The sequence below is a fragment of the Microcoleus sp. genome (genome assembly GCF_049646505.1).
In the GTDB taxonomy this organism is placed as follows: domain Bacteria; phylum Cyanobacteriota; class Cyanobacteriia; order Cyanobacteriales; family Microcoleaceae; genus Microcoleus.
Genome location: NZ_JBARVX010000614.1, coordinates 1 through 3,211, shown reverse-complemented (window position 1 = coordinate 3,211; position 3,211 = coordinate 1). Strand labels below are relative to the sequence as shown.

At 41.3% G+C, this 3,211-nt stretch carries 3 protein-coding genes; all 3 read right to left on the bottom strand.

Features of this window, described 5'->3' with window-relative positions; all coding sequences use genetic code 11:
- Nucleotides 1–56: 56 nt before the first annotated feature.
- Nucleotides 57–701 (bottom strand): GxxExxY protein, encoded by a 645-nt coding sequence (locus WBA89_RS28615; protein WP_424411008.1) that lies wholly within the window; start codon nt 699–701, stop codon nt 57–59.
- A gap of 46 nt (nt 702–747) precedes the next feature.
- Nucleotides 748–2,463 carry a DNA phosphorothioation system sulfurtransferase DndC gene (gene dndC / locus WBA89_RS28610; protein ID WP_424411007.1) on the bottom strand — a complete coding sequence of 572 codons (1,716 nt, stop codon included), beginning with the start codon at nt 2,461–2,463 and terminating at the stop codon, nt 748–750.
- 22 nt (nt 2,464–2,485) lie between these two features.
- Nucleotides 2,486–3,211 (bottom strand): HNH endonuclease (locus tag WBA89_RS28605; protein ID WP_424411006.1); only part of this gene is annotated, 726 nt, incomplete at its 5' end.

Here is a 3,211-nt window from a genome sequence, read left to right as displayed (position 1 = left end):
CCGTTACATCCGTTACATCCGTTACAAAATCCGCTGCTAACCGCCCTCCTCCCTTGCTACCAATCGATTATATCTGTTGAATCTTCCTCCTGGTTTTGGCACCCAATGCTGGGAGGTAAGGGGAGTTCGGCATCTGTTTCTTCGTATGTTCCTGAACTTCCCCTCATCCAGCCTCTGCCATGTGTTTTCGGCCGCCACAAGTATGGTTGAATGTGTTTTTGCCAACCTTGTACAGATTTTGGTGGAAGAATGCGGTGATATTCTAATTTGCTGCGACCAAAGTTGATAAATAAACCTACTTTCGCTCCTGTAGATGCTAAGTAAGCTATGATTTGAGCTTGGTCTTTATCGGTCATTGGATAATTTACGGCTTTATCCTCTACTACAATACATTCATTGACCCAATGGTCTAGATAGAGGATTCCCATCCAAACTTGACCGTCGTAAATTTGTCTGGGATATTCCATTTCTGTTGTAATACCGGATTCAATCATTTCTGCATCAAATGCTCTTTGGTAATGTTTTTCTCTTAAACCTTTTTGTGTCCTCCGGTGTACTCTCATTGCACAGCCGATGATGCTGTATGTCAGATCCTGATGGGGAATATTGGGGTCTATGATGGTCGTAAAAATTTGGTAATTTAAACGATAATGGTTTCGTAATGCTGCGGTTAGTTGACAACCTATTATATGCGATCGCACGGAGTGGCTGTCAACAAGTTTGGGTTTGACCGCAGGCGGTTGCTTGCTAATCGCTATGTTTTCCCTCTCCTGAATTTGGGGTTGAATATTTAATATCGGCCCAAGACAATTGCCTGCCTTCACTGCTGTTGCTTTCGAGTTCTTGTTTGAGTTTGGCAATATCTGCCGTATCATTTTTGGCAGAAGTGTTGGTTTGGGCGATCGCATCTTTAACTTGCTGAATATTCTCAGTCGGATTTGCTTTGACATCTTCGACGGCTTTTTTTAAATTCCGTTGATAGTGGGCGTTGCCAATGGCTTCTTTCTCCGATCGCGAACTGGTTTCAAAGCATTTGTCCAAATCCGCGTAAATACCTGTCCGGCGGGGTTTTGTGTAGTATTGGCGTTCTGTGTCGAGGAGTTTTGCCATCAATTCCAGGTGCATTTTGTCCTCGCTGCAAATTTCTGCGATGGCAGTCCATTCGTCGCTACCGAGGAGTTTTCTTTCGGCGGCGGGACGGGAATCTTCAAAGGGTTCGCCCGTAACTTCTTCGTAAATGCGGGGCAAAGAGTCGTCAAATTCGTGCTTTTGTTCCAGCCAAATTCGGCGAATTTCGCTAAGTTCTTCCGGGGTAATTAAGGTGATGTCGCGCATTTCTTCGGGTGCGGTTTTGCGGATTTTAGTTTGTGCTTCTAAGACTCGTCTCAGCCAGTGTTCCCGCCAGAATTTGGTGTACGGGCCGGGGATGGGTTCGACGGAGGTTGTGTCGTCGCCCATGTTGCGTTCAAACAGTTCTACTCTACCGTAGATGCGTCGGAAGTCTCTTTTTGGGCGATCGTTTTTAATGTCTAATTCGTTGCGAATATCGAGGAGAGGCTGCATCCATTCTTTTTCTTCATCGTTTTGAATCATTGCCTCCATAGATTTATCTTGACTTACCATCGTACAAACCCAGCAGCCAAAGCGAGAACTGCCGCAGCTAGGCGTAGAAGTATCGACAACTAAAGGACATTCATTGTCTGCTGTCGCACCTCGATACATAGTAAATAAATCTTTGTTGCTATTTTCCCAAGGATTAGACCACTGATTCAGATAAATCCAGACTTCATCAGTTCGCCAATCTTCTATCGGACTATAAATTAGGGAATTAGGCAGACTAGGACTCTGATAAAGTAAAGATTTAATGGAACTAGATTGATCGTTTAGACGGTCACTCATGCGGCCTATTTCATGTTTCTCCATTGAAACAGCGCGTTTAATACTTTCAGCTTTTCGAGTACCCAATATAAGAATTACTTCTCCATTAATTCTCACCATATCACGAACAAACCGATTAGAAGGAAGGATTTTCAGGCGTTCAGTACACCAGCGAAATCCATGTCTCGGTGCTGGATAGCCTTTTCCCATCAAGTTTACCCAGAAAGTATCTTTAACATCTGGATAAAGCAGATGAGGTTCTATTGGTAGCTGTTGCTCTATAGCAGCAGACTTCATCTGTTTTAATGAGTGACGTACCCAAGTAGAAACTATCGGGTTTTCTACCAGTGTATCGGTTGTGATAACATAGATTTTTTTCGTTCTTTTTTCAGGTGGTAATTCTGCTATTGCATACCAGATAAGCTGCACTACAGTAGTGCTATCTTTTCCTCCTGAATATCCTACCACCCAAGGAATATCATCTAAACAATATAAATCTCTAATTTCTTGACTTAATTTTTTTATTTCTTCTACTAAGTCCCTAACGGTACGGGGTGGAAAAAGTGGTAGCATTGTTTCTGTCATTTCTTCAAACTCAGTTACGTAATTAAGCTCTAAATACATTCATCCGATGCCAGTGTAGCGATTCAAGTCTTGGTAGATATTGGTCTAAAGTTGGCAGGAGAATAGTTTCACTATGAAAATCTTTCATACATCTGGCATTAGGCGATTCCTCTTCTAAGTCATTAGCGACGATAATTCTGTAATTATCATCTATAGCAAACCAACCCTGGTCAAAAGCCCAATGATGATTTTTACACAAGGATATCCCATTATTAATTTGATTGTCATAAAACTTTGAAAAAGGCTTGATATGTGAGCCATCTACAATATTTTGAGTGAAATTCCTGATAACTTTTAATCTACAAAATGCACATTTGTAATTATACGTATGTACTACGGCTTTCCTAAAAATAGCATTTCTTACAGCCGATTTGGTTAAATAGAATCGAGGTTCTGCATCAATATTTCCTGCTAGGCCCGATATTTCTGTTTCTGCCTGAGCAACATTTTCAAAGTCTTGATTAACTTGCAAAATATCTCCGAGATCATCCCTGTTTGATGAGAACCATGCAGCTATCAGTGTATCTATTAATTCGGCTCTATAATGTGGTTCTTGCAGTAGATTAAATAATTCACTATCCAGACTTGCGTATTCTACAGCTTCTTTTAACTTGTTTGTTGTTTTAGGTTCTGATCCCTTAAATCCAGACTTAGGTGTTATATGCCAGAAACCGTCTGTTTTCATGCGAATAAAGGGATAGTACAAACC

Coding starts and splice junctions, on each gene's coding strand:
- dndC (WP_424411007.1), bottom strand. CDS start 2,463: ATGACAGAAACAATGCTACCACTTTTTCCACCCCGTACCGTTAGGGAC.